The sequence below is a fragment of the Campylobacter avium LMG 24591 genome (assembly GCF_002238335.1).
In the GTDB taxonomy this organism is placed as follows: Bacteria; Campylobacterota; Campylobacteria; order Campylobacterales; family Campylobacteraceae; genus Campylobacter_D; species Campylobacter_D avium.
The window spans coordinates 753,143-773,787 of the sequence record NZ_CP022347.1 but is presented as its reverse complement, the minus strand read 5'-3'; the positions used below and the strand labels follow the sequence as shown (position 1 = coordinate 773,787).

The 20,645-nt window shown below is 34.2% G+C and carries 15 protein-coding genes, 1 tRNA gene and 2 pseudogenes; 2 read left to right on the top strand and 16 right to left on the bottom strand.

Annotation, left to right across the window (positions count from 1 at the left end; translation table 11 throughout):
- Window positions 1-37 precede the first annotated feature (37 nt).
- Window positions 38-124, top strand: a tRNA-Leu gene (locus CAV_RS03960).
- Here CAV_RS03960 and CAV_RS03955 read toward each other — a convergent pair.
- From CAV_RS03955 to yajC, 12 genes are read right to left on the bottom strand one after another with little or no spacing between them, the layout of a single operon-like run.
- Window positions 103-789 carry a 3-methyladenine DNA glycosylase gene (locus CAV_RS03955; RefSeq protein ID WP_094325211.1) on the bottom strand — a complete coding sequence of 229 codons (687 nt, stop codon included), beginning with the start codon at window positions 787-789 and terminating at the stop codon, window positions 103-105. The two genes, CAV_RS03960 and CAV_RS03955, sit on opposite strands and share 22 nt — an antisense overlap.
- Window positions 786-1,547 (bottom strand): ATP-binding protein, encoded by a 762-nt coding sequence (locus CAV_RS03950; protein WP_094325210.1) that lies wholly within the window; start codon window positions 1,545-1,547, stop codon window positions 786-788. Before CAV_RS03950 ends, CAV_RS03955 begins: the two co-directional genes overlap by 4 nt.
- A complete protein-coding gene (mfd, locus tag CAV_RS03945) occupies window positions 1,528-4,467 on the bottom strand; it encodes a transcription-repair coupling factor (RefSeq protein WP_094325209.1) in 2,940 nt (979 codons plus the stop codon). Before mfd ends, CAV_RS03950 begins: the two co-directional genes overlap by 20 nt.
- Before the next feature lie 6 nt (window positions 4,468-4,473).
- Window positions 4,474-4,863, bottom strand: coding sequence for a bactofilin family protein (locus CAV_RS03940; protein ID WP_094325208.1), 390 nt, complete (start codon window positions 4,861-4,863; stop codon window positions 4,474-4,476).
- Window positions 4,809-5,714 (bottom strand): M23 family metallopeptidase, encoded by a 906-nt coding sequence (locus tag CAV_RS03935; protein WP_094325541.1) that lies wholly within the window; start codon window positions 5,712-5,714, stop codon window positions 4,809-4,811. The genes CAV_RS03940 and CAV_RS03935 overlap by 55 nt, the downstream gene beginning before the upstream one ends.
- Entirely contained in the window at window positions 5,714-6,874 is a 1,161-nt protein-coding gene (locus tag CAV_RS03930) for a Mur ligase family protein (protein ID WP_094325207.1), read from the bottom strand. Before CAV_RS03930 ends, CAV_RS03935 begins: the two co-directional genes overlap by 1 nt.
- Entirely contained in the window at window positions 6,867-8,255 is a 1,389-nt protein-coding gene (locus CAV_RS03925) for a diguanylate cyclase domain-containing protein (RefSeq protein WP_094325206.1), read from the bottom strand. Before CAV_RS03925 ends, CAV_RS03930 begins: the two co-directional genes overlap by 8 nt.
- Window positions 8,239-8,748 (bottom strand): LPS assembly lipoprotein LptE, encoded by a 510-nt coding sequence (lptE, locus tag CAV_RS03920; protein ID WP_094325205.1) that lies wholly within the window; start codon window positions 8,746-8,748, stop codon window positions 8,239-8,241. Before lptE ends, CAV_RS03925 begins: the two co-directional genes overlap by 17 nt.
- Window positions 8,745-11,180 carry a leucine--tRNA ligase gene (leuS, locus tag CAV_RS03915; protein WP_094325204.1) on the bottom strand — a complete coding sequence of 812 codons (2,436 nt, stop codon included), beginning with the start codon at window positions 11,178-11,180 and terminating at the stop codon, window positions 8,745-8,747. Before leuS ends, lptE begins: the two co-directional genes overlap by 4 nt.
- A complete protein-coding gene (secF, locus tag CAV_RS03910) occupies window positions 11,180-12,151 on the bottom strand; it encodes a protein translocase subunit SecF (protein ID WP_094325203.1) in 972 nt (323 codons plus the stop codon). Before secF ends, leuS begins: the two co-directional genes overlap by 1 nt.
- The gene (gene secD / locus CAV_RS03905; RefSeq protein WP_094325202.1) at window positions 12,151-13,731 is read right to left on the bottom strand and encodes a protein translocase subunit SecD; all 1,581 of its coding nucleotides are present in this window, start codon (window positions 13,729-13,731) and stop codon (window positions 12,151-12,153) included. The genes secF and secD overlap by 1 nt, the downstream gene beginning before the upstream one ends.
- A complete protein-coding gene (yajC, locus tag CAV_RS03900; RefSeq protein WP_094325201.1) occupies window positions 13,724-13,996 on the bottom strand; it encodes a preprotein translocase subunit YajC in 273 nt (90 codons plus the stop codon). The genes secD and yajC overlap by 8 nt, the downstream gene beginning before the upstream one ends.
- Between yajC and CAV_RS03895 the strand changes: the two are divergent.
- Window positions 13,969-15,261 (top strand): annotated as a pseudogene (locus CAV_RS03895) (apolipoprotein N-acyltransferase); the annotation flags it as partial. The gene yajC and the pseudogene CAV_RS03895 overlap by 28 nt on opposite strands.
- A 179-nt stretch (window positions 15,262-15,440) precedes the next feature.
- Here CAV_RS03895 and CAV_RS03890 read toward each other — a convergent pair.
- From CAV_RS03890 to CAV_RS03875, 4 genes and pseudogenes are all read right to left on the bottom strand, one after another.
- Window positions 15,441-16,076, bottom strand: a pseudogene (locus CAV_RS03890) (methionine ABC transporter permease); the annotation flags it as partial.
- A gap of 13 nt (window positions 16,077-16,089) precedes the next feature.
- Window positions 16,090-17,103, bottom strand: coding sequence for a methionine ABC transporter ATP-binding protein (locus CAV_RS03885; protein ID WP_094325198.1), 1,014 nt, complete (start codon window positions 17,101-17,103; stop codon window positions 16,090-16,092).
- Complete coding sequence (locus tag CAV_RS03880) at window positions 17,096-19,711, bottom strand: valine--tRNA ligase (protein WP_094325197.1); 2,616 nt, start codon at window positions 19,709-19,711, stop codon at window positions 17,096-17,098. Before CAV_RS03880 ends, CAV_RS03885 begins: the two co-directional genes overlap by 8 nt.
- A 15-nt stretch (window positions 19,712-19,726) precedes the next feature.
- Entirely contained in the window at window positions 19,727-20,608 is an 882-nt protein-coding gene (locus tag CAV_RS03875; protein ID WP_094325196.1) for an OmpA family protein, read from the bottom strand.
- Window positions 20,609-20,645 lie beyond the last annotated feature (37 nt).

Genomic DNA, 20,645 nt, shown 5'->3' with positions numbered 1-20,645 from the left:
ACTTACAAGCCCTTTTTTACAAGGGCTAAATTTTTACGCGGTTGTGGTGGAATTGGTAGACACGCTATCTTGAGGGGGTAGTGCATCTTCATGCGTGCGAGTTCAAGTCTCGCCAACCGCACCACGAAGTATAGCTTTTCCCTCGTCGTTTATACTCTTGGCCTTAGAGTATTTTTTCACAAAAGATAAGATTAAAGCATGAAAAATTTGATAAAGCTCATAAAGCTCACATTTTTTGCCTAGAATTTCACACAAAATATCTTGTTTGATTTCTATCCCACTTTCAAAAAACTCTCTACACTCATCATAGCTTTCAAATTCATAGTTTAAGGCTTTTGCAAGTCTATTTGTATAAGCATCAACTACTAAAATTTCTTTTTTACAAAGATAATTTAGTATACTATCAGCACTTTCAAAACCAAGTCCTTTTATATTTAAAAGCCAAGTCCTATCTACAGAGGCTTTGAAAGTTTGCAAATCCTTAAATTCACTTAAAATCGCACTTACAAGCTCTTTTATACGCTTTGCTTTAGTGTTATAAAAGCCGCTTGGCTTTATCAAAATAGCAAGTTTTTCTTTGTCCAAACTATCTAAAAGCTCTAGGCTGCTTATCCTAGCTTCTTTTAAGTTGTTTAGGGCTTTTAAAACATTATTCCAATTAGTGTTTTGAGTAAGGATAATAGAGATTAATATCTCAAATTCACTCAAAGAACGATTTTCAAGCCAGTCAAAATTCTCATACTCAAGCTTCAAGCCTAAAAGAGCCTTGAAAATTTCATAGCCATTCATTTTAATATATCCTTAAAGGCTATAAAAAACTGCTTTGCTGTGCGACCAGAACGCGAGGCCCTAAGCATAGAAAATTCCTTTGCCTTTGCGTGAAGTTCCTTTTTATCTCCCTTAAAATCCTTGAAATAAAAATCAACTACATTTAAATATTCATCAAAATTTCCTTGATAAAAACTTATCCAAAGCCCAAATCTATCACTTAAAGAAAGCTTTTCATCTATGCTATCGCCTAAATGTAAATCTTCATTGCTAAAACTTACATCATCATTATCACTTTGCTTTTCTTTTAGCAAATGTCTTCTGTTTGAGGAAGCGTAAAATAAGATATTGGAAGGGATTTTTTCTATGCTTCCATCCAGTAGTGGTTTTAGGAATTTATAGGTATTATCATTTTCTTCAAAGGATAAATCATCGCAAAATATTATAAATTTATAGCTTTCTTTTCTTAGCTCATCTATTATATCTACTAAAAAGCTTAAATCATCTTTGCAAAGCTCTACAAGCCTTAAATTCTTATGTTTTAATTCGCAAAAAACAGCTCTAACAAGACTTGATTTGCCACAACCTTTAGCACCCCAAAGCAAGCTATGATGGGCTTCTTTGCCCTCTATGAAATTTAAGGTATTTTGATAAAGGGCTTCTTTTTGTCTATCAAGCCCTAAAAGATCCTTAAAATAAATCTCATCTATCTCCTCTACAGGCTTTAAACTCTCTTTTCTAGCTCTAAAAATAGCAGCCTCATACCTTTGCCAGTCCATTTAAACCTCTTTCATTCCTTAGTTTTTCCAAGATAAAAGCTAAAACATCCCCATCGTCCTTGCTTTTAGCCTTGAGTACAATTTTTTGCGAATTCATATCCACAAATTGTATGTTATCATCATAGCTGCTAATTAGCAAATACCTATCTTTTGCTAGAATTTTAATTATGATTAAATCTAAGAAATTTTTTGTAAATTTATCTAGTTTGCCAAACCTATCCTCGATTTCTCCTGCTATCTCATACACATCACTTACTAACTCACACTTGCTAAGCCTCCTGTAAAGCTCGAGGCGAAGCCTATCCTCGCTTATTAAGTCCTCATTTAAAAAAGCATTGATATTTAATTTTAAATCCACCTTGCTAAGCTCAACATCCTTTCCCTTGCTAAGTGCATTTATCTCATCTTCTAGCATTTTGATGTAAAGGGAATATCCGATTTGCTCTATATGGCCACTTTGATCAACTCCAAGCAAATTCCCGCCACCTCTTATTTCTAAATCATGATAAGCTAGTATAGAACCAGCCCCTAAGAACGAATTACTCTCTAAGGAGGCCAATCGTTTTAAAGCATCCTCTTTTAAACTTTTTTTATCGTCTATTAAAAAATAACAATACCCCTGCCTGTCGCTTCGCCCTACTCTGCCCCTTAGTTGGTGCAAATCAGCTATGCCAAATCTATTTGCTTGTTCTACGATTATGGTGTTTACATTAGGTAGGTCTATGCCGCTTTCAACTATGCTTGTACAAAGTAGCAAATCATACTGCTTATCCTCAAATTTAAGCATTTCCTCTTCCGTACTCTTGGCATCTATCTTTGAGTGAAGTATCAAAATTCTTAAATTTGGAAAAAGCTCTAACAAATCCTTTTTGCAAGACTGTATGCTTGCTATGTGATTATGTATGTAAAAAATTTGCCCTGCTCTTCTTAGCTCTCTTAATATAGCCTCTTTTATCAAGCTTTCGTTTTTTTCTTTAACAAAGGTTCTTACATCCAGCCTATCATTTGGTGGAGTTTGCAAGGTGCTGTATGATTTGATAGAGCTTAGAGCTTGATTTAAACTCCTTGGTATAGGAGTAGCCGACATAGACAATATGTGTGCATTTTGTGAAAATTCTTTTAGTTTTTCCTTTTGTTTTACACCAAATTTATGCTCCTCATCTATGACAACAAGGGCTAAATTATCGCATTTCACATTTAAAAGTGCGTGCGTTCCTACGAGCACAAAGGCATCGTTTTTGGCTAGCTTTTCTGCGATGTATTTTTTCTCCTTTGCACTAGTAAATCTATCAAGTTTTAAAACCTCTATATCAAAGGCTTGCAAACGTTTTTTTAAATTTTTATAGTGCTGTTGAGATAAAAGCGTAGTTGGCACGAAAAATAAAGCACAGTAGCCGCTTTTAACAACCGTAAAAATAGCATTCATAGCAACTTCAGTCTTGCCAAAGCCCACATCTCCGCTTAAAAGCCTATCCATAACCTTTGAGCTTTTAAAATCAGCTCTAATATCTTCGCAGACCTTGAGCTGATCGCTAGTGTAGGTAAAATTCGCACTTTTTATGAAGGCAAGCTCTTCTTTTTCGTCACTTCTTACATCTTTTGCACGGATTAAAGCCCGTTTTGCAGCCATTTCAACTATACTTGAAGCTATGGCAAAAAGCTTTGCCTTAAGCCTTTCTTTAAGCTTTACAAAAGTACCTTTTCCAAGCTTATCAAGTATAGGAATGCTAGAGCTTGAAGCTATGTATTTGTCTATTAGGTGCAAATTTTCAACAGGCAATAATAACTTATCATCTCCTTGATAAGCAATGCTTACAAAATCTTTCTTAACGCCTGAAATTTCAATCATCTCAAGTCCCAAAAACTTGCCAATACCGTAATCCTCATGCACTACAAAATCCCCGATACTAAGCTCGTCTATGATGATACTTGCTTTTTTTGCTTTCTTAGCCTTGTATTTTTTGTTTAAAGATACGATGAGTTCTTTGGCCGAGCCTATATTAAGCACAAGATTGCTATTAACATACTTGATATTGCTAAATTCTTTTAAATTTAGCTCATCAACAAGACTTTCATTTCGCGCTAACACGGTGATATTTTTGTCCTTATTAAGCAAAAAGAAGTCTCTAGTAAAAGAACTTAGCTCTAAGGACTTAAAATGCTTTGCCTCGCCTATAATCTTATCTTTTACATCAAATTCTTGCAAATCCTTGATAGCGTAATAATCAAGCTCTAAATAATCGCACAAATCATCTATACACCACAAACCAAGCGAGACAAAGTCATTAAGCAAAACATCAGTATCTTTTTCTTTTAATCTATCTTGCACACTCTCATACTCATCTTGAGAAAAATGAGCTAAAAACGGACAAATATTAATGCGGTCAAGCTCTGTTTGAAGAGATTTTTGAGTGTTTATATCAAAATACCTGATACTTTCTATCTCATCTTCAAAAAATAAAATTCTAATAGGATTTTGCTCATTTACACTAAAAATATCTATAATATCATTTCTAATGCTAAGCTCTGCCTTATCTTGAACAATATCGACAAAGTCATAGCCCATTAGCAAAAGCTCTTGTTTAAAGCTTTGCAAATCAAATTTATCTTTTTTGTTTAAGGTGAGAGGTTTTAGGTGTTTTTTGCCTGGAAGTTTATGCAAAACTGTCTTGATTGGGGATATGAGAATTTTTTTATCCTCATAATTATGATAGCTATATAAAATTTCAGATATAGAAAAAAGTTCTTTTAAAAAGGCTCTTAAATCATCGCCTTGCTCGGCACGAAAATCAGGCAAAATAAAAGATTTAAAGCCAAGAAATTCACACACATCAGCAAGTAAATCCGCCTCCTTGCTATCTTCGCAAAGTAACAAAGAGGCTGATTTTTCTTGTAAGAATTCAAAAAGCCTAGCTTGCATATAAATTTAGTTATTGTTATTTTCTATTAAATTAATGCTACCTACTCCGTCTCTAAAGCTTGAATTTCCTATAAATTTACCGCCGTTTTCTATGGCTATTTGATTTATGCTTATATTTCCATTTACAAGTCCACCAGCTAAAACCTCTAAACTATCAGCATTTAGCTCGCCTTCAAACACGCCATTTACAACCACCTTATCAGCACTTAGCTGTCCTTTTAAAACGCCTGTTTTCCCTATGATAACTACAGATTGAGATTGCACCACACCGTTAATCTCACCATCTAAGTGAAGTATGGAGTTAAAATAAAACTGACCTTCTATCCTAGCACCTGATGAAATTACCGTTGTTTCTGAGATGCCTGAGTCGACATTAGATTTATTAAAGATTGCCACGGAATTCTCCTTTCTTGTTTAAAAAATTTATCCATATTTACCCTGCTTAAATTCATGAAATACAAAGGCTCTAAGGTTTTGTTTATGAAACGAACCTCATAGTGCAAATGCGGTCCTGTTGACATACCTGTATTTCCAGAATACGCTATGTGCTGCCCCTTTTTTACAAACTGACCTGCCTGAACCACTTGCCTTCTTTCTAAATGTGCATAAACAGTCTTAAAGCCGTAGTTATGCAGCAAAATAACAGTATATCCATAGCCGTTATTGTTCCAGCCCGAAAACTCCACAACTGCATTCGCAGGCGCATAAACAGGAGTGCCCTCAGCTGCTCTTAAGTCTATGCCAGCGTGAAATTCCCTTCTATCTAAAACCGGGTGCTGTCTCCAGCCGTAATTTCCAGAAATTCCTATGTTTTTAATAGGCCAGCCATTTGGAATTTGCATTAAAACCCCAACTTGCTGTTCGTTGGTTAGGTTTAAATTCTCCATTCTTTGAGTTAGACTTAATTTATTATCCACATTAAGTCCTAGCTGCTCCTCAAAGGCGGCTAATTGCTCATTAATCGAGGCGTATTCCTCTGCTTTTTGCGCTACGCTTTTTTGCATTTCCTCATTTGCTATTATTAAATCCTTGCTTCTTTGCACGAGTTCTTGTTCTTTTTTGCTAAGCTCATCCACTTTATTATCCAAATACCTTATGTAAAGCACAGAAACTACTAAAACAAGTATAATAAAGGAGGCTACATAAAGAGCAATTTTTTTGACTATCTGACTTAGATAAAAATGCCTAGAACCGTTGATATCCGTGATGGTTATAGTAAATTTATTTAAAAGTCTTTTATGTTTTATCAAAAATCGCCTTTCAAGAATTTCTCAACCAAAAGAAAAGAACCAAAAACAAGATAAAGTTCATCATCTTTTATGCCTGTAAATTTTTCACAAGCTATATCAAGCTCTTTAGCTATCTTAAAAACTTCATCTGAAGCTAGTTTTCTCTCGCTTTCGTAATCGTAAAGCATAATTTTAGCACTTATAGGTTTTAAAATGCTTAATATAGAAAAAATATTTTTATCCAAAAAGAAATTGCAAACTAAATTTAGCTTTTTTCCTTTGAAAAAGTCGCACATAGCCCTTGCCGCACCTTCATTGTGCCCCACATCTATATAGATATTTTTAGCTATCTTTTCACATCTTGCCCTAAGTTTTAAGGCTTTTAACTCTTTCATAGCTTTTATAAGCTCGTCTTTAGAAAAATAAAAAGATAGAGCCTCTAAGGCTAAACTTAGGTTTTTTTCTAAAAAAGCGGGTAAACCGTATTCTTTTACATAAAATTTTACATATTTTTTTACATCAGTATCTAAGGATGAAAATATTAACTCGCTTGCCTTTAAACAAGCTATTTTTTTAGCTAGTGCCAAAACATTTTCATCTTGCTTTTCATAAATCACTGCTTTTTTGGCCATTGTTTTAAGCTTTGTTCTTGCGATGTCTTCTAAATTATCTCCTAAAATTTCAATATGGTCGTAAGATATGCTAGTAAAAACACTAATATCTCTTTTAAAAAGTGAGGTGCTGTCATATTCGCCTCCAAGTCCGGCCTCAAGCACTATAAAATCACAATCTTTAAAGATAAAAGGAGCTAAAAAATTTGAATACTCAAAATAAGAAAGCCTTTCTAAGTCCTCTTTCATAAGCTCTTTAAGTTCTTTATGAGCGTTTTCTAAAAGCTCATCACTTGCTACATCGCCATTTAAAAAAAATCTTTCATTAAAAGAAAAGATATGAGGGCTTGTAAAATGCCCTACCTTGAAATTTAAGCCTTCTAAAAGCTGGGTTATAAATCTACCCGTGCTACCCTTGCCGTTTGTGCCAACTATGTGAAAAACGGTTTGTTTTTGGCTAAAGTCTAAATTTTGCTTGTATTTTTCAAAGAGCTTAAAGGCACGAAACCTATCAATGCCTGTATAAAGCTGGGATTTAGTATCTAAAAAACGCTTAAATTCAAGCATCTTCTCTCAATTTTTTTAAAATTTCATCAAGTAAATTTATATGAGGAAAGGAAGCTTTGTCCATAAAAAAGCTTACTGTGAAAGGTTTTACCACATCTTGTTTGTAGATAAATTTGAAATTTTCAATAGCCGTGCTGCATGTTTGCATAAAGGAGATAACATCCTCGTAACTTGTGTTGCTTAGCACAACAAGGTAGGATTTTTCATCTAAAATCCAAAGCTCATCCTCATCCTTGCAATTATCTTTTAAAATCTTTTTAAAGCGAACCAAAATTTCATTTAAATTTCCTACGCCGTATTTTTGCATTATGTATTTATAATTACTCACAGAAAAAACACACAAGGCGTAATTAATCTTTTCTTTCAAAAAAAGCTCATCTAGCCTTAAAATTCGGCTTTTCAAAGTCCAAGCCTCTCTTTGCTTTTCATCGCTCATATTTTTTACCTTGGATGAAACGGTTTCTAAAAGCCTGTCGTTTAAATCCAAAAATTTACTCTTTAACTCATCAAAACTTATGCTTACATTGCCCTTGTCATCTTGTTTTAAGCTTTTTACAAAGTCTTTATTGCTTTTGTTTATCAAGTCTATGTCATCTAAAATTTTATTTAGGCTTTGCAAATTTTGATTAAAAAAGGAAAGATGTTGTTGGGTGTATATATTATCTACATTTATTCTGGTATTTACTATATTAAACAGCTCTAGTTCAAATTCATCATTTTCATCTTTTTTTGATAATAAATACGGCTTTTCTTTGATTTTAGTGCTGAAATTTTCTATCTTATCACTCTTTGCCAAAGATGGCGGCAAACAAAGAGCTATGAACCTTGCAAACCTTTCGTAAGACCTTTGTTCAAGCTCTTTTAGGAGTTTTTTTATGGTTGAAACAAATTCATCATTTCTTATACCAAAACTCTTGAGTCTTTCATCTAAATCAGCATCGTTGTAGTTTTGCGCAAATTCTATCCATTTTTTACTAAGCAAGAAAATATGCTTTATCTCCATAGTCTTTGATATATTTGCCAGGGTAAAACTTGCTAATTCTTTGACTTTTTTATCCTTGCTTGCTAATAAATTTTGCATAATGTTGTGCAAAAGCTCGAAAAATTCGTCAGCCTTTGTGCTGTTTTTTTGATTTAAATTAGATATTAAAAAGCTTATAAATTCTTCTATATTTCTTATAGAACGGCTTTTAAGCTTATCTTGATAGTAAGGGATTAATAAATTTTGATATTTTTGTATCTTTTCTTTCAAGCCTGTGCTCAAGCCAGCTTTTAAGGATAATTCCTCAAAAACTTCAGAATAATTCTCAGGAGTAGCTTTTAAGCCCCTTTCTTTAAGTAAGAGCAGGGTTTCTTTAGCTATATCATTTATCTTTAGCATGCCTTTGTCCTTTAATGGCTATAACAGATACAAATTCATCAAAAGCCTCATCAGAAGCAGCTCTTATCGCCTCATATCTAGCGTTGTCACTTATAATACTATTTGGCAAGATGTCAAAATCATAATCACCGCTTGTAGTGATGAATTCTTGCAAACCATTTTGCAAGACAAGTTTTATCTCTAAGAATAATTTAGCCCTATACCCGACCACATAACCATTTTCATCATAAATAATAGGCTGAAAATCTAAATTTCCCATTTTAACATAGATAAAATCTTTAGCCTCATTCTTTTGAACTAGGTTTTTGCCAAATTTATTGATAATTATATCCCTTATAGCATCAACCACAAAGATAGAATTCTTAGGGTCTTTATCTGCAATTTCAACCTCTAAATACACATCATCATGAAAGATATTATTAGCCATCTTGCTTGTTGGCACATAGCCACAAGCACAGAAAAACAAGGCTAAAAATACAAAAATATATCTCATCTAACAACCAAATTCACAAGCTTTTTTTCTATGTAAATTTCTTTTACAAGCTCCTTATCCTTAAGCCACTTAAAAACAGCCTTTTTTGCCTCTTGTAAAATTTCATCCTTTAAAGCAGAGCTCAAAACTTCTATCTCTGCTCTTTTTTTGCCATTTACACTAACAGCTAGTTTAATGCTATCTTGCAAGAAAATTTCAGGCCTTAGCTCTGGAAGAGTTTTAAAATTTTCAAGTTCAAAAAGCATATCGCTTAATTCAAAGCAAATATGAGGGATTATAGGCTCAAGTATATTTAAGATAATATAAAAGGCTTCTTTGTTTAACTTATCATTATCTACCGCACTTAAGGCGTTTAAGCTTTCCATACAAGCTGCGATTAAGGTATTAAAAGCAAAGCTTTTTTCATAAACCTCACTTGATTTTTTAAGTGCTTCATATACCTTTAATCTAGCGTATTTTTCGTCCTTAGAAAGCTCATCTTGCCTTATATCTAAGGAGGCATTTTTATCTATTTTCAAAGCCCTTTCATAAAGCTTGTTTATGAATTTATAAGCTCCCTCGATAGCATTATCATTCCACACAAGCTCTTTTACAGGAGGTGCTAAGAAAAGTATAAAAAGCCTAGCAGTATCAGCTCCGTATTTATTTATAATATCATCTGGATCTACTACATTTCCCTTTGACTTACTCATCTTAAAGCCATCTTTTATAACCATACCCTGGGTTAAAAGTCTAGCAAAGGGCTCATCATCCTTTAAATAGCCCATATCTCTTAGGACTTTTTGAAAAAATCTTGCATAAAGCAAATGAAGTATGGCGTGTTCTATGCCGCCTACATACTGATCCACATTCAGCCAATAATTTACAGATTTTTCATCAAAGGCTCTTGTGTTCCAAGTTTTTTCATCGCTTGCAAACCTAGCATAATACCAAGAGCTTTGAAAAAAGGTATCCAAGGTATCGCATTCCCTTACCGCCTCGCCCTTGCATTTAGGACAGGTACAAAATTTCCAAGTTGGATGTTTTTCTAAGGGATTGCCCTCGCCTGTTATTTCTACATCATCTGGCAAGGTTATAGGCAAGGATGAAAGCTCGCAAGGCACTATGCCGCATTTTTCACATCTTATCATAGGTATGGCAGCTCCCCAATATCTTTGCCTAGAAACTCCCCAATCTCTTATTTTATAATTTATCACCCTCTTGCCAAGTTTTAAGTCTTCAAATTTAGCTATGATTTTTTCCCTAGCCTCATTGCACTCAAGCTCGTTAAATTCGGCACTATTTATCAAAAAGCCTGATTTTTCTGTGTATGGAGCGTCCTCTTGCTTAGTATCTTTAGAAATGATAACTTGTTTTATAGGCAAGTTATATTTTTTAGCAAAGTCAAAATCCCTTTCATCGTGTGCTGGCACAGCCATAACAGCTCCGCTTCCATAATCAATCAAAACAAAATTTGCCACCCAAACAGGAATTTTTTCATTCGTAAGAGGATGGATTGCGTAAGTATTTAAAAAATAGCCCTTTTTCTCATCTGCTTGTCTTTGTCTTGGGCTTTGATTTTGAATTTCTTTTATAGAATCTATAGTGCTTTCATCTAAAAGCTTTTTACTTATAAGCTCTTTTACTATGCTATGCTCAGGTGCAAGGGCGATGTAAGAAACACCATATATAGTATCAGCCCTTGTGGTAAAAACCTCAAAACTCTTTGTATCAAAGCTTTCATCAGCAAGTTTAAAAGAAAATTCAAGCCCATAACTTTGTCCTATCCAATTTTCTTGCATAGTTAAAACCTGATTTGGCCACTTATTTTCCAAGAGTTTTAAACCCTCTAAAAGCTCTTTGGCATAAGAAGTTATCTTTACATAGTAGCCGGGCATTTGCTTTTGCACTACCTCGCTACCACATCTCCAGCATTTTCCATCCTCAACTTGTTCGTTTGCTAAAACGGTCTTATCATTTTCACACCAATTAACAGTGGCTTCTTTTGTATATATAAGCCCTTTTTCATACATCTTTATAAAAAATTCTTGCTCAAATTTAGTATAAAGAGGGTCTGAGGTGGCTAAAATTCTATTTCTTGAAAAAGAAAAGCCCAAGGAAAAAAGCTCTTTTTTCATATAGTCTATATTTTCATAGGTCCATTTTTTAGGATGAATTTTATGTTTTATAGCAGCATTTTCAGCAGGCATTCCAAAGCTATCAAAGCCTATGGGATGTAAGACATTAAAGCCCTTTTTTCTGTAATACCTAGCTAGTGCATCGCTTATGCTATAGTTTCTAACATGCCCCATATGAATTCTACCGCTTGGGTAAGGAAACATAGAAAGTATGTATTTTTTCTCTAAGCTATAATCATCTTTTGGCTCAAAATAATCCTGCTCTTGCCAAAGTTTTTGCCATTTTTTTTCTATCTCTCTTGCATTATAAGACATTAAATACTCCCCTTTTCATACATAGCCCTTTGCTTTTCTTTTTCTGCTTTTAGCTTTGCTTTTTTAGCCTCTTTTTCTCTATAAGCAGACACTGAAAATTTAAACCAAAGCAAGGCCGGACTTGCTACAAAGATAGATGAAAGCGTTCCAGCAACCATACCAACTATTAAAGCTAAGGCAAAGCCCTCTATAGTAGAGCCTCCAAAAAGATAAAGTATGATAACAGTTACTAAGGTAAGTCCTGAGGTAAGCACGGTTCTTGATAAGGTGGCCGAAACAGATTCGTTTATAATAGAAGCAAAGTCTGTTTTTTTGTTTGTTTTTATGCCCTCTCTTATCCTATCAAAGATGATAATGGTATCATTTAGTGAATATCCAAGCACGGTTAAAACCGCAGCTAAGATGTCTAAATTTACATCTATTCTAAATAAAGAAATAGCTCCAAGCGTTATGATAACATCGTGAATTTCAGTTATAATGGCAGCCATAGCAAAACGCCACTCAAATCTTAAGGCTATATATATAAGTATGGCCACTAAAGAAACTATAATAGCCATAAGTCCCTTTTGTCTGAGCTCATCTCCAACCTTAGGTCCCACCACATCAGCCTTTCTTACCTCAAAGCTTCCGGTATCCTTTAAAAGAGCTGAAATTTGCTGGGCTATGTCAAGATTTACATTTTCATTGCTTCCTAAAAAACGTATATTTACCTCGTTTTCACTGCCAAATTCAGTAACTGAAAGGTTTTGAAACTCGCCTTTTGCCTCTAAAAGTTCTCTAATTTGTGCTATAGGTGCTTTTTCCTCGTATCTTAACTGTATAAGTGTGCCTCCTGCAAAGTCTATACCATACTGAAGCCCTCTATCAAAAAGCAAATATATAGAAGCAAGTACTAAAAAGGCTGAAAGAGAAATAGCAGCAAAACGCATCTTCATAAAATCATAAATTTTCTTTTGACTAAAAAACTGCATTATTTTCTCCTATATCCAAACCAAAGCACTGTGTTATTGCTTTTTTCTATATTTTTCATAAAAAACTCAAACAGCCCGTGAGTTCCCCAAATAGCTGTTATCATAGAGGCAACTATACCTATGCCCAAGGTTACAGCAAAGCCCTTTACAGGTCCCGTGCCATAAGCATAAAGAGCTACTGAGGTAACTAAAGAAGTGATATTTGAATCTATAATGGCACTCATAGCGTTTTTATAGCCATTTTCTATGCTTTGCCTTATCTTTACACCCTCTCTTAAAAGCTCTCTTATACGTTCATTTATAATAACATTTGCATCCACAGCCATACCCACAGTTAAAACAAGCCCGGCCATTCCCGGCAGGGTCAAAGTAGCTCCAAACATAGCCATAACAGCAACAATTGCTAAGATATTTACAATAAGAGCAATATTAGCAAAAATTCCAGCTATACCATAATACAGCACCATAAATACAACTATAAAGATAGAAGCACCTATTAGGGCTATCATACTAAGTTTTATACTATCAGCACCAAGTGAGGGACCTATACTTCTTTGCTCAAGCAAGACAACAGGAGCAAGCAAGGCTCCGCTTCTTAAGGCCACAGCCACATCTCTTGCCTCTTCTTGGGTAAAAGAGCCACTTATTTGTCCGCTTCCACCGCCTATTCTTTCATTTATGGAAGGAGCTGAATAGACCTTATTATCAAGCACTATGGCAAGTCTTTTGCCCACATTTGCACCTGTGTAATCAGCAAAAATTCTAGCACCCTGTGAATTTAAGGTAAAATTTATAACAGGAGAGCCACCTTGCTGTGAAAAGGCCACAGTTGCGTCAGTTAGCATAGAACCATCTAGCACGGGTATATTTTTTAAAGGATATTTGATATTTTCATTCTTTGCATCACTTAGTATGACAAGTCCGTAGCTAGCAGCCTCTGCCTCACTCATAAAAGCAGCCTGTGATAATTTGCTATCATCTACTTCCATAAGCTGAAGATGTGCTGAAGTCGTTATCCTTTCTCTAGCCCTTAGCTCATCTTCTCTTGTCTTAATGCCTGCTAACTCAACTAAAATTTTATCCTCGCCCTGCTTTGCAACCGTTGGCTCTGCAAGTCCAAAGCCATCTAATCTGTTTCTTATAGTTTGTACTGCCTGTAAAAGAGCGTAGTCCTTGGTGGATTTTATTTCAGCTTCATTTAAGCCTATTTTGTAGTGTAAATTTGAAAAATCAACCGCAAGTCCTTGTATGTCTTTTAAAACAAGGTCTATCTTCTGCTTATCATTTTCATCATAGACAGAAAATTCTATAAATTCGCCATTGATTTTAAGATCATCAACCAAAAGATTTTGCTTTGTAATCTCATAATTAAGTGCTGAAGCTATGGATTTTATCTTGGACTTTATAGCCTCATCATTATCAACTCCTAAGAGCATATAAAGCCCACCTTGCAAATCAAGCCCTAAATTTATCTTTTTTCCACTATCAGTTTGAAATAAAGAAGGTATTGAAAATATCACGCTAAGGGCTAAAACTACTATAAATACAAGCAAACGGTAGCTTAGCCTTGAACTACTCATTAATCTTCTTTGCTATAAAATCTCTAGAAACTTTTACTATAACATTCTCATCATTAAGCTTAACTTTGATAAAATCCTCCTCAGGTTTTACGACCTCGCAAATTAACCCTCCACTTGTGATTATCTTATCGCCTTTTTGTAGGGACTCAAGCATTTGTCTATGTGCCTTTGCTTGTTTTTGCTGTGGTCTTATAACCAAGAAATAAAATATTGCAAAAAGCACTACTAGGGGAAGTAATGAACTTAAAAGTGAACCTTGTTCCATATTTTTTTCCTTTTGTGAAAAAATTAAATTATAATTCTAGCAGTTTTAAAATAATAAAAGCCTTTTTTATAGCTTTTTTGATTTTAAATTCAATATTTATATCCTTTTACCCTAACTTAGCCCTGCAAATTCTATCTCCATTTTTATCTATATGGGGCTTTGTCTTGTTGCTACGAAGCGACGGCAAGGGGTATTTTTACACAGGATTTTTTCTAGGAATTTTACTTTTTTATTGGATTTCTTTTTCATCTATTTATTTTAATCTAGCCTGGATAATTCCATTTGAAATACTAGGAATTGGGCTTTTTTACGCTATTTTATTTAGGCTAATATATATGCTTAAATTTGATTTTTTAAGGCTTAGTGCAGTTTTTGCCCTTAGTTTTTTACATCCGCTTGGCTTTGATTGGCTTAATTGGGGAATTTTAACCGTGTATGGAAGCTTTGATGCGAGTTATAAGGGCATTATTTGTATATTTTTAATAGCCTATTTTTACTACGAAAAATACATATCAAGGTATTATAAAATAGCCATTATACTTTTTTTGTTCTTTTTGGGAACTCAGTATGAAGATAAGCAAGTTCATAAACTAAATTTAGATTATAAATTAGTAAATACCAATATTTCTCAAGACCAAAAACTGCTAGCGCAAAAAGCCGGGGAGTATTCTGATGATATTATAAATGAGGTTTTTAAGGCTATAACGCAAGGCAAAGAGCTCATAATCCTACCCGAAGCGGCTTTTAATTTTGACTTAAAGACTTATTTTGGTGGTTTTTACTACGAATTTCTTAAAGAATTATCTAAGCAAATCACCATAATAGTGGGCGCGCAAAGCGAGGAAGATAAGAAATTTTACAATAGCACCTATATTTTTAGTAATAACGAGGTCTTTACTATGCACAAGCATTATTTGGTGCCTTTTGGTGAGGAAATGCCGTTTTTTAAGGATTTTTTCAGGCAGTATCTTTTGCAGGGCTTTAGTGATTTTTCAAGAGGAGAGCCTTTAAATCAATACGAGCTAAACGGACAGATAATCACAAATGCCCTATGTTATGAGGCCACAAAAGAGGAGCTTTACAAACACTCAAAGATAATCATAGCCCTATCAAACAACGCTTGGTTTGAACCATCTAGCGAGCCTATTTTACAGGGCTTATTAATTAAATTTTATGCTAGTAAATACGGAGTTACCGTGTATCACGCAACAAATGGTGGCGGAAGTGCTGTGATAGAACCTAAGAAATCTTTATTTAAAAAATACATACTAGATAACATTCCAACATTCTATAAAGAAATAAAAGATAATAATAAAAGCCTAATAGATGGAAATTTAAGCCTTGATGAAAACGAAAGTTTAGACGAAAATTTAAGCTTAGAACTTAATCAAAGCAAAACCGAGGCCAATGAAAGCTTATAAGAGCTTTCATTCATGCCTTATCTCTTAGTTTTTTTGTAAAGAAAATTGCCAAGCAGCTGTATGATTTGAACCAAAACAAGTAAAAGAATGATTGTTTGTATCATGATTTCTTCATTAAATCTCTCATAACCATAACGAATAGCAACATCGCCAAGCCCGCCTCCGCCTATGGTTCCAGCCATAGCAGAAAAACCTATAACTACTATTAAAGTAAGGGTTAGGCCGTTTATCAAAGATGGCAAAGACTCAACAAACATAACCTTGAATATCACTTGAACATTGCTAGAACCGTAAGATTTGGCAGCTTCTATAATGCTTTTATCAACCTCTTTTAAAGAGCTTTCTATCATCTTGGCTAAAAATGGAGCGATACCCAAGGTAAGCGGCACGATAGTAGCCGTTGTTCCTATGCTGGTGCCAATTATTAGCTTGGTAAGTGGCATCAAAGCTATGATTAGGATGATAAATGGAAAAGAGCGAACTATATTTACGAAAAAATCAAGCACATTATAAGCCACTTTGTTTTCGCACAGTCCGCCTTTATCCCACACAGTAAGCAAAACGCCCGGAATTATGGCGATTAAAAAACCAAGTATGGTGGAAACAAAACTCATATATAAGGTTTCTAGTAAGGCTGGGTAAAGAATTGTTGTAAAATTTGAAATTATTTGTTCAAAATTCATCTGCTAACTCCCACAAAACGCCGCTTTTTTGTATATATTCAAGTATGGCGTCTTTGTTTTCTTTTTTTACATTTATTACTAAATTTCCAAGTGCTATTTCATTTAGCTTTTCTATCCTGCCCCAAACTATGTTAAAATCAAGATTAAGCTCCCTTGCCATAGATGTGATTAAGCTTTTTTGTGCAACTTCCTTTGGAAAATAAAGCTTTATATTTACACCCTCACTAGGTAAAAAATCACTTTCTCCTAGAAAGTCTCTCATTTTTTTATTTGGCTTTAAGAAAAGCTCTGAAATTTCGCCACTTCCTATAATCTTGCCCTGTTCTAGCAAAATGGCTTTTTGAGCTATTTCTTTTACAACTTCCATTTCGTGAGTTACTAAAACTACGGTTATTCCAAGCTCTTTATTTATCTTGGAAATAAGCTCTAAGATATTTTTTGTAGTGTTTGGATCAAGTGCTGAAGTAGCCTCATCACTAAGTAAAATTTTAGGCTTTAGTGCTAAGGCTCTAGCTATGGCAACTCTTTGTTTTTGCCCACCGCTTAACTCACTTGGATACGAAGTCGCTTTTTCTAAAAGTCCAACAAGCTTTAAAAGCTCATTTACTCTAGCTTTCATATCCTCTTTGCTCATATATTCTTTATTTAAAAGCTTGGCTGCAAATTTACAAGTGCTATAATGAGTTTTTAAAGGCATAGCCACATTTTCAAAGACATTTTTCCTACTCATCAAAGCAAAGTGCTGAAAGATCATACCTATATCTTTTCTTAAGCTTATAAGCCTTTTAGAATTCTTTGATAATGTGGAAATTTCTTCATCAAATACCTTTAAACTACCGCCTTGATAGCTCTCAAGTGCATTTATACACCTTAAAAGAGTGGATTTTCCAGCCCCGCTATGTCCTACTATGGCAAAAATTTCGCCCTTTTTTATCTCTAAACTAACATCATCTATAACCAAGGATGAGCCGTAGTATTTTTTTAAATTTTTTATCTCAATCACTTAAGCTCCTTAAATTACTAAGCTCTGTTTGCACTTTTAAAAGCCTTTCATTTACACTTTCTAAGGCTTTTTGATTTTGTAAAACTAGCTCTTTTGGGGCATTTTTTACAAAATTTTCATTAGAAAGCATAGAAGAAAGCTTTTCTTTTTCTTTTTGTAATTTGCTTTCTTGAGAGCTTAGTCTATTTAAAATAGCACTTAAATCAAGCCCCTCAAGCGGCACAAAGCTTTCTAAATTCACACTTATATCAGAGCTGCAATCTTTCATCTTAGTATCTACAAAATCCACATCCTCGCTTTTTGATAGTAAGGATATGAAATGTTTGTATTTTTGCAAGGAGTGCTTTAAGCTTTCATCATTTAACTTTATATAAGCTTTTTTTATCTTTGTAAGCTCTAGCAAACTTTTTGCCCTTCTTATAGAAACTATGCTTTCTATGATTAAGGCAAAAAGCTTTTCAGTCTCCTCATCTCTTTTGCTAAATTTAGGATAAGGCTTTATCATAATGCTTTCATCATTTTCTAAGGAAGTGCCACTAAGCTTGTGATACAAATACTCGCTTATAAAAGGCATAAAAACTGATAGAGCTTTTAAAGCCTCTTTAAATATAGCTCCAAGCTCGGCTACGCTTGATTTTTCAGCCTTAGAAAGCTCTATGCCAAAGTCGCAAAACTCATCCCAAAAAAAGCGGTAAAGCACGGTTGCAGCGTCATTAAAGCGGTAAATGTCTAAATTTTCTCTAAGTTCTTTTATACAAAGATTAAAACGAGATAAAATATACTTTCCAAGCTTACTTTTTACATCTAACTCATCTAAATTTTTAAAAGAGCTTTCATTTAAAAGCAAATAATTTGTGGCATTGTAAAGCTTGTTTGTGAAATTTCTAACCTGCACTAATTTATCCTCGCTAAGCCTTATATCCCTACCCTGAATGGCTAGTAAGGCTAGGGTAAAGCGAAGTATGTCAGCACTATAATCTTTTATAAGCTCCTTTGGATCTATTATGTTGCCAAGTGATTTACTCATCTTTCTGCCAAGCTCATCCTTTACTAAAGCGTGTAAATAAACCTCCTTAAATGGCAATTGCTTAAGGGCATTTGTGCTTTGAAACATCATCCTAGCCACCCAAAAAAAGAGTATATCAAAGCCTGTTATAAGCAAGGAATTTGGATAAAAATTCTTTAAATCATCGCTATTATAAAGCTCACCTTCCTTAAAGCCCCTGTTTCCCCAGCCTAAAGTACTCATAGCCCAAAGTCCCGAAGAAAACCAAGTATCAAGCACATCCTCATCTTGTTTAAAATTTACACCCTTGCATTTAGGGCAATGCTTAGGCTCATCCTTTGAGGCAAATTCGTGTGAGCATTCGCAGTAATACACAGGAATTTGATGTCCCCACCAAAGCTGTCTTGATATACACCAGTCTTTAAGCTCTCTCATCCAAGCATTAAAGCTATTTATCCAGTGAGAGGGAAAAAATTTCATCTTAGAATCAGCAACCTGCTCTATGCTTTGCTTTGCTATGTCTTTGCTAACAAACCATTGTTTTGATATATAAGGCTCTACGACATTTTTACAGCGGTAGCAATAAGCCACTTGATTATTATGTTTTTCTATTTTCTCTATAAAGCCCTCTTCTTCAAGTTTTTTAACGACAAGCTCTCTTGCTTTTAGCCTATCAAGTCCTTTAAATTCCAAGCAATTTTCATTTAACACACCCTTTTCATCAAAGACTACTACAAAGTCAAGTCCGTGTCTAAGCCCTACCTCATAGTCATTTACATCGTGAGCTGGAGTAACCTTTACAAGTCCGGTTCCAAAACTCATATCAACATACTCATCAGCTATTATCTTTACTTCTTTTTTGCTTAGTGGCAAAACAAGAGTTTTACCCACTAAGTGCTTGTATCTCTCATCATTTGGATTTACCATAACAGCACTATCGCCAAAAAAGGTTTCAGGTCTTGTAGTAGCCACTACCACATACTCAGTACTATCTTTTAAAAAATACCTTATATGATATAAAAAGCCCTCATTTTCCTTGTGTTCTACCTCTATATCGCTGATAGCTCCATCGTGAATACACCAATTTATCATCTTATCAGCTCTAAAGATAAGTCCCTTTTCATAAAGATCGACAAAGGCTTCTTTTACTGCATTCACGAGCCCCTCATCCATAGTAAATCTAAGCCTAGACCAAGCAGGAGTAATGCCTAAAAGCCTCATTTGTTCTAAAATTTGCCCTCCGCTTTGCTCTTTCCACTGCCAAACCCTTTTTACAAAGGCTTCTCTGCCTAGTTTTTCCTTGCTTAAACCCTCTTTTAAAAGCAAATTTTGCACTACATTTTGAGTAGCAATTCCGGCATGATCAAGTCCGGGCTGATAAAGGGTTTTATAACCATCCATTCTTTTGTATCTAACCATTATATCTTGCAGGGTAAAGGTTAATGCGTGTCCTATGTGTAAAACTCCTGTTACATTAGGAGGTGGCATCATTATGCAAAAATATTTATCTTTTTCTTGGATATTTTTATTTGAATCAAGCTCAAAATACCCTCTTTGCTCACAAATTTTATAATAATCTTGCTCTATACTTTTATCATACATAAATCAAAACCTTTTTTACATAAAAACTATACTAGCACAGCGATTTTCATAGGAATTTGTGCTAAGTAAAGAATCTTTTCCATAAGAATCAAGAGTGATTTTGCCAACCTGCCTTAAAAACTCACTTGCCACAGCTGCACTTCTTTTTAAGCCTAAGGCGTAATTATAAGCCCTTGAGCCGCTTTCATCAGTATAACCACTTATTTGCATAGCCTTAATCTTTGCATTTTTACCCAAAGAAAGCTTTAAATCTTTCATATAAAAGCTATTTTTTATGCTTAAAACATTAGCTTTGTTAAATTTAAAAAGCATATTAGGTAGGGCATTTGCATTTAGCTTTTCCCATTTATTATTATTTAGCAAATCCTTGTTGAAAACATAAAGTCTTAAGTTTTCATTGCTTATTTTTTGCACAAAAATTTCATAAACAAAATACCCGCCTCGTATAGAAAAAGTAGTAGTAATCTCATTTACAAGTTTTCTTTGTGCCTTAGTAAGCTTAGCACTATCTAAAATATAAACATTATATCTTGGCTCTCCTAGGCTTGTATCTCTTTTTGATTTAGCTAAAAGCTCGTTGTATTCTTTACTTAAATCACTATTTGCCAAATTTGCTTGTTTGTTTGTGGGCTTTGTTTGTGTTGCTGGCTCTTTGGCTTTTTGTGTTATTTCATTTTTTTCATCTTGTTTTTTGGATGAAATTACTTTGATTTCTTGTTTTTTACTCTCTTGTTTTTTATCTTTTTCTTTATTAGCTGTATTATTAATTTCTCTGCTTATATTATCCTCGCTAAAAATAATAGACTTAGGATTTGAGTTAGAAAATAAATAAAATAAAACCCCGGCTAAAATAAGCAAAATAAGTAGCAATAAAAACATAAGCTTTTTTGAATTCATAAAAACCCTTTTTTGAAATTTGCAAAAAATTATATCT

Coding starts and splice junctions, on each gene's coding strand:
- mfd (WP_094325209.1), bottom strand. CDS start 4,467: ATGCAAGCTAGGCTTTTTGAATTCTTACAAGAAAAATCAGCCTCTTTG.
- CAV_RS03955 (WP_094325211.1), bottom strand. CDS start 789: ATGAATGGCTATGAAATTTTCAAGGCTCTTTTAGGCTTGAAGCTTGAG.
- secD (WP_094325202.1), bottom strand. CDS start 13,731: ATGAGTAGTTCAAGGCTAAGCTACCGTTTGCTTGTATTTATAGTAGTT.
- leuS (WP_094325204.1), bottom strand. CDS start 11,180: ATGTCTTATAATGCAAGAGAGATAGAAAAAAAATGGCAAAAACTTTGG.
- lptE (WP_094325205.1), bottom strand. CDS start 8,748: ATGAGATATATTTTTGTATTTTTAGCCTTGTTTTTCTGTGCTTGTGGC.
- CAV_RS03875 (WP_094325196.1), bottom strand. CDS start 20,608: ATGAATTCAAAAAAGCTTATGTTTTTATTGCTACTTATTTTGCTTATT.
- CAV_RS03950 (WP_094325210.1), bottom strand. CDS start 1,547: ATGGACTGGCAAAGGTATGAGGCTGCTATTTTTAGAGCTAGAAAAGAG.
- CAV_RS03880 (WP_094325197.1), bottom strand. CDS start 19,711: ATGTATGATAAAAGTATAGAGCAAGATTATTATAAAATTTGTGAGCAA.
- CAV_RS03930 (WP_094325207.1), bottom strand. CDS start 6,874: ATGCTTGAATTTAAGCGTTTTTTAGATACTAAATCCCAGCTTTATACA.
- secF (WP_094325203.1), bottom strand. CDS start 12,151: ATGCAGTTTTTTAGTCAAAAGAAAATTTATGATTTTATGAAGATGCGT.
- CAV_RS03925 (WP_094325206.1), bottom strand. CDS start 8,255: ATGCTAAAGATAAATGATATAGCTAAAGAAACCCTGCTCTTACTTAAA.
- yajC (WP_094325201.1), bottom strand. CDS start 13,996: ATGGAACAAGGTTCACTTTTAAGTTCATTACTTCCCCTAGTAGTGCTT.